At 35.8% G+C, this 5,800-nt stretch carries 7 protein-coding genes; all 7 read left to right on the plus strand.

The features are described from left to right. Positions 1 to 103 precede the first annotated feature (103 nt). On the plus strand, positions 104 to 595 hold the full coding sequence (locus tag AB1349_12475; GenBank protein MEW6558143.1) for a hypothetical protein: 492 nt from the start codon (positions 104 to 106) through the stop codon (positions 593 to 595). Further along, positions 585 to 761 (plus strand): hypothetical protein, encoded by a 177-nt coding sequence (locus AB1349_12480; protein ID MEW6558144.1) that lies wholly within the window; start codon positions 585 to 587, stop codon positions 759 to 761. Before AB1349_12475 ends, AB1349_12480 begins: the two co-directional genes overlap by 11 nt. A gap of 2 nt (positions 762 to 763) precedes the next feature. Next, a complete protein-coding gene (locus AB1349_12485; protein MEW6558145.1) occupies positions 764 to 1,126 on the plus strand; it encodes a VanZ family protein in 363 nt (120 codons plus the stop codon). Further along, positions 1,123 to 1,950, plus strand: coding sequence for a tetratricopeptide repeat protein (locus tag AB1349_12490; GenBank protein MEW6558146.1), 828 nt, complete (start codon positions 1,123 to 1,125; stop codon positions 1,948 to 1,950). The genes AB1349_12485 and AB1349_12490 overlap by 4 nt, the downstream gene beginning before the upstream one ends. 108 nt (positions 1,951 to 2,058) lie before the next feature. Beyond that, entirely contained in the window at positions 2,059 to 5,001 is a 2,943-nt protein-coding gene (locus tag AB1349_12495; protein ID MEW6558147.1) for an ATP-dependent DNA helicase, read from the plus strand. 44 nt (positions 5,002 to 5,045) lie between these two features. Beyond that, the gene (locus AB1349_12500) at positions 5,046 to 5,285 is read left to right on the plus strand and encodes a DUF433 domain-containing protein (protein MEW6558148.1); all 240 of its coding nucleotides are present in this window, start codon (positions 5,046 to 5,048) and stop codon (positions 5,283 to 5,285) included. Continuing rightward, positions 5,282 to 5,521 carry a hypothetical protein gene (locus AB1349_12505; GenBank protein MEW6558149.1) on the plus strand — a complete coding sequence of 80 codons (240 nt, stop codon included), beginning with the start codon at positions 5,282 to 5,284 and terminating at the stop codon, positions 5,519 to 5,521. The genes AB1349_12500 and AB1349_12505 overlap by 4 nt, the downstream gene beginning before the upstream one ends. Positions 5,522 to 5,800: the final 279 nt, after the last annotated feature.

The following is a 5,800-nucleotide window of genomic DNA, read 5'->3' on the forward strand; positions in this document are numbered from 1 at the left end:
TGAGGAAGTGTTATTGAAGAGCCGTGTGTGGGCAATCTGCAAGCACGGTTCTGCGAGGGGCACGACAGCCCGATAGGGCTGTCACCACAAGGAGGTTATAAAGATGTCTACTCAACAAAAATTAAAAGTTTACTTAGATTCTACAATCATCGGTTTTTCTGTTAATACAAAAGAGATAGAAAAATGTAAAGAAGCAAATAAATTATTGGAAATGATAAGAAAAAATATTTTCGATGGTTTTATATCATATCTTACAATAAAGGAAATAGAACAATCACCTGTGTGGATTTATGAGCTTTTATCAAAAAAAATTGAAACTAGTAATTTAACAATAATAAAAACAAATAACGAGAAGGAAATTTTTACTTTGCGAGAAAAATATTTGGAGAAGAAAATCATACCGAGACACTTTGAAGAAGATGCAGAACATATTGCTATTGCGACTTTTTATTCAATGGATGCTCTGGTAAGTTATAATTTTAAGCATATAGTAAGAATAGAAACTATGATTGGTGTAAATGAAATAAATGTAAAATTCAGCTATAAAGAAATTTTGCTGTGTCAACCTATGGAGGTGATAAAATATGAAGAGTAAAATCATTAGCAGATGTTTGAATTGTGGTAAGGATACTGGTTGTCCAAATAAGTTGGTTTGTGAAGAGTGTAAAAAAAAGAATATAAGCAAGGGTGTATTTTATAAAAATTACATCAAAAAAGATTTGTATGCTGGGCGATTTATGATAAGAGAGAAGGTAAAATAGAAATGAAATTTGTTAAACTGTGGCTTCCAGTTTTTGTCTGGGGCTATATTATTTATTATCTTTCTGATATTCCAGGACTAAAAACAGGTCTTGGAGTTTGGGATTTAATCTTGCGTAAAGGTGCGCATATCACCGAGTATTTTATTCTGGCGATTCTTCTTGTCAGGGCATTCAGGAAATCGTTTCGTCTACCGTTTGTATTTTTGATTTTCTGGCCGGCTGTGATTTCATTTTTGTATGCCGTAAGCGACGAATATCACCAATCACTTATAAAAAACAGGTGCGGCTCTGTCTGGGATGTGCTGGTTGATACCGTCGGAATCTCACTTGTCGTTTTTTTATATCTCAAAAAAGGAAATAAATGAAACTCAAGAATCTTTTACCTTTTACCTTTTACCTTTTACCTTTTACCTGCCTTTTTACCGGCTGTGGTATTGATTACCAGTTCAAAACTGCCGAGAAATTAAAAGAAAACGGGAAATTTGTAGATGCAATAACAAAGTATCAGTTAATAGTTGAAAAAAAACCTGATAACCCGAGAATACCGGAAGCACTTTACAAGATTGCCAGAATCTATCAGCAAAATCTTGAAAATATCCCGGCAGCAAAAAAGTACTACCGCCAAGTAATAAATAATTATTCTACAACTGAATGGGCAAACTATGCTGCAGAGGCAATGCTCGAAGAAGGTGTTGTTGACTATTTTCCATTGATAAAGAATTCAAAATGGATAGAAGTAGATTCAGATACTTTCGGCAGATATATGACTGCAAAAAACGAAATTGTAGCAGTTGATGGAGAGACCTGTGAAATGACACGGAATCTTTATACAAAAGGAAGTTCTGTCAGCAGTTTCAGGAAATACTTTAAGAAAACAAAAAACGGTATCTACGAGACGGCTAAAAATGGGAAACTGATTGCTACACTGCTACTTCTACCGATTGAAAACAACAAAGAGTGGCCAGTTGGGAATGTAAAATATACTGTTGTCTCAAAAAATGAAACGGTAACAGTGCTCGTTGGTAAATTCACTAATTGTATAAAAATAAAAAAGCAGTTAGTCGGAACAGCGTCGTATTCAAATGAGTATTATGCACCTGAAGTAGGAAAGATATTAACCACGCAGTCCGCAGGCGCAACTGAAAAAAGAATCACAGAACTAAAAGAGTTCAATATACCGACTGAATAAAAATAAAAGACTCTGACAGGATTTACAGGATAAAACTTTAATTAAAATCCTGTTAATCCTGTCAAATAAAAGACTCAGTGATTTCAGTGCATTCAGTGGCTAAAAAAAATGCAGCCTAATCCTGAACAGAAAAAAGCAATTGAACATCACAGAGGTCCACTTCTGATTGTCGCAGGTGCTGGCACAGGAAAAACAACCGTTATCGCCAACCGTATTGCTTACCTTATCTCACAGAAAAAAGCGAAACCGGAAGAGATACTAGCGCTCACCTTTACCGAGAAAGCCGCTACCGAAATGCAAGAACGAGTTGATATGCTTGTGCCTTACGGGTTCGCAGATGTCTGGATTTCTACATTTCATTCATTTGGGAACAGTGTTTTAGAGGATGATGGACTTTTTTTAGGGCTAACAACCGATTTCAAGGTTATGGCAGAACCGCAGCAGATAGTTTTTTTTAGAGAGCATCTGTTTGAATTCCCAATGGACAAATTTAGACCGCTTGGGAATCCATTGAAACATATAGAATCAATTCTGTTTTTGTTTACCCGACTAAAAGACGAAGATGTTGCCTGTGAAGAATACGCAGATTATGTCCAACTGTTAGAAAATGTCGTCCGTGAAAATCCAAAAGATGATGCACTGAAAGAAGAATTTGTGATACAGAAAGAACTATCAGACATTTACAAAAAATATGAGGAACTAAAAATAAAAGCAGGTGTGATTGATTTCAGCGACCAGGTATGGCTTACACTCAAACTTTTTAGAGACCATCCTGCAGTGTTAAAAAAATATCGCGAAAAATTTAAATACATTCTTGTAGATGAATTTCAGGATACTAATTATTCGCAATTCCAGTTACTGAAACTGCTTTTGAATAAAGAAAAAAATATAACTGTCGTCGGTGATGATGACCAATCAATTTACAAGTTCCGTGGCGCAGCAATCTCAAATATCTTGAATTTCAAAAGAACATATCCAAACGCAAAACAAGTCGTGCTTACCAAAAATTATCGCTCTGTTCAGCAGATTCTTGATACCGCATATACATTGATAAAATATAATAATCCTGACCGACTTGAAGTAAAAAATAAAATCAACAAAAAACTTATCAGTGTCAGAAAACATAAGAACTCAAGAACTCAAGAACTCAAGAACGTCGTTTCTCATCACCATTTTGATACCGTTTCAGCAGAGGCAGATTTTGTTGCCGAAAAAATTGAAGAATTTATCTGCGTAAATCCGCGTTCTAATCCGCGTGAATCTGCGTTGCTTTATAAAGATTTTGCGATTCTTGTTCGTTCTAATAACGACGCAGAACCATTCATAAAATCGTTAAATATGAAAGATATACCATGGCATTTTTCAGGCGGTAGCGGGCTTTATACTCGGCAGGAAATAAAAGTTTTAATATCGTTTCTGAAAGTCATTGCTGAGCCCGCTGATAATGTCGCACTATTCTATCTCGCAGCATCTGATGTCTATAATATGCCGATGGCTGATTTAACTATTTATATGAATACAGCAACACAGCAAAAAAATGCGTTGTATAAAATGCTGTCAAGTGCCGATATACAGGATATAAGTAATATTGGTATACAAATTGCCAGAAAAATTATTGACGATATAAAAAAGTATATTGAACTATCTCGTGAACTTTCAACCGGTCAGGTGCTATACAAGTTTATCCAGGAAACCGGCTGGCTTAAAAAACTGGTTGAAGAAAAAACAGGCGAGAAAAATGAGCAGGTTTCTAATATCGCGCTTTTTTTTGAAATAATAAAAAAATTTGCTGAAATTTCACAACATGATAAACTCCAGTTTTTTATACAGCATCTCACAACACTTATTGACGCAGGCAGTAATCCAGCAACTGCAGAACCAAATACGGAAACCGATGCGGTAAATATCTTAACAATCCATAAAGCAAAAGGACTTGAGTTTCCTGTTGTATTTCTTGTCGCAGCTGTTCAAGGTAAATTCCCGGTTCGCCGCCGACAGGAACATATTGCAATTCCGGAGTCGCTGATTAAAGATATTTTGCCATCAGGCGATTTTCATCTACAGGAAGAACGCCGACTTTTTTATGTCGGATTAACACGAGCAAAACAGCAACTCTATATTACATCAGCAGGTGATTACGGTGGCGCACGAGAACGAAAAATAAGCCAGTTCGTATATGAGACATTGTCGCTTCCTGCTACAAAAATTGCAGCCCAAAAATTGCAGCCAATAGAAGCACTCAAAAAAAATGCAGTAGTTGAAAATGTAAAAATTAAAACTCGCTTAACATATACTACGCCACTGATACTAAGCCATTTCCAGATAGATGACTATCTCACCTGCCCGTTAAAATATAAGTATATCCATATCTTAAAAATTCCAGTAATGGCAAACCATACCATCGTCTATGGAAATGCAATGCACAAAACAATCCAATTCTATTACAAACGAAAAATAACTAAAAAATTAGTAACACTGGAAGAACTCTTGAAAAAATTTGAAGCAAACTGGCAATCAGCCGGTTTTTTATCACGAGAACACGAAGAACAACGATTGGAAACAGGCAGAGAAACAATCCGAAATTTTTTTTACCGTGAACAGAAAACAAAAATAGTCCCTAAATATATTGAAAAAAAATTCAAATTCAATTCCGAAGGAAATATCATCATCGGCAGGTTTGACAGAGTAGATATTACAAAAAAAGGTGCTATAATTATTGATTTTAAGACATCCGATATCTCGGATAAACAAGAGGCAGACGAGCGCGCTAAAAAAAGTACACAACTCGCTATCTATGCACTGGCGTGGAATGCCTTGTATGGTGTCCTGCCTCAAAAAGTAGAATTGCATTTTGTTGAAACAGGCGTCGTCGGTTCAACAGCACCAGACGAAAAAATGATGAACAGAATTAAAGAGATTATTAATATAACTGCCGCCGGCATTCAAGCTGAAAAATTTGAGCCAGCACCACAGTATCGTTCCTGCAATTATTGCCCATTCAACACCATCTGCCCGAATGTAAAAAAAACAGGTTCAAGCAAAAGTGCTTGACAGAAAGCAGATTTTTTGTTATACTTTAAGCAGGAGGATTATTTATGGCTAATACAATTAATTTAATTGAATCTAAACCTGAAATACTTTCCGGAAAACCTGTCATCAAAGGAACAAGAGTTTCTGTGGCATTTATTCTTCAATGTATCGCATCCGGTATGTCGGTAGAAGATATTCTTAAAGGTCATCCACATCTAACCCGCAAAGGTGTTTTATCAGCGATAGAATATGCGGCAAAAGAATTACAGGGCGACGAAGTATACCCTGTTATTACCGTTAAATGAGTAGAATTTTGGCAGATGAAAATATTCATATTACACTCATTGACGAACTAATTAAAAATGGACACGATGTAGAAACAGTCGTTAACAGAAAATTCGTTGGCGCGTCCAATAGAATTATAAAGGAATTGATATCCGTCATTTCCGAAGTCAAAAAAGATTTTGAACGAGAACCGGGACTTTTGGTTGTTCTTACTGAAGGAAGATACAGAATTCATAAACCAATGTCCGGAAATTGAATCGTTTTTTATAGTTCTTTGTTTTTTGTAGCATTTTTTAACAGCATTTCTTGAAGACGATTGAAGTAAAGATATGGCTAATTCAAAAAAGAATTTTTTTCCAAATCAAAAAAGTGCTTGACAGAATGTATATTTTTTGTTATACTTTTGCCAGAGGTTAAAGAAATGGTTAACAGTTGTGTTATTGTGTCTCAGTCGCCTGTCATTCCCGAATGGTTCTATCGGGAATCCATAGATGTTGCCTCTGTTAGTAACTCTAAATTTTTCGGGGGGGGGGGG

Source organism: Elusimicrobiota bacterium (genome assembly GCA_040757695.1).
In the GTDB taxonomy this organism is placed as follows: Bacteria; Elusimicrobiota; UBA8919; order UBA8919; family UBA8919; genus JBFLWK01.

Excerpts from the sequence above, each read along its gene's own strand:
- AB1349_12475 (MEW6558143.1), top strand. The coding sequence starts at position 104 with ATGTCTACTCAACAAAAATTAAAAGTTTACTTAGATTCTACAATCATC.
- AB1349_12480 (MEW6558144.1), top strand. The coding sequence starts at position 585 with ATGAAGAGTAAAATCATTAGCAGATGTTTGAATTGTGGTAAGGATACT.
- AB1349_12485 (MEW6558145.1), top strand. The coding sequence starts at position 764 with ATGAAATTTGTTAAACTGTGGCTTCCAGTTTTTGTCTGGGGCTATATT.
- AB1349_12490 (MEW6558146.1), top strand. The coding sequence starts at position 1,123 with ATGAAACTCAAGAATCTTTTACCTTTTACCTTTTACCTTTTACCTTTT.
- AB1349_12495 (MEW6558147.1), top strand. The coding sequence starts at position 2,059 with ATGCAGCCTAATCCTGAACAGAAAAAAGCAATTGAACATCACAGAGGT.
- AB1349_12500 (MEW6558148.1), top strand. The coding sequence starts at position 5,046 with ATGGCTAATACAATTAATTTAATTGAATCTAAACCTGAAATACTTTCC.
- AB1349_12505 (MEW6558149.1), top strand. The coding sequence starts at position 5,282 with ATGAGTAGAATTTTGGCAGATGAAAATATTCATATTACACTCATTGAC.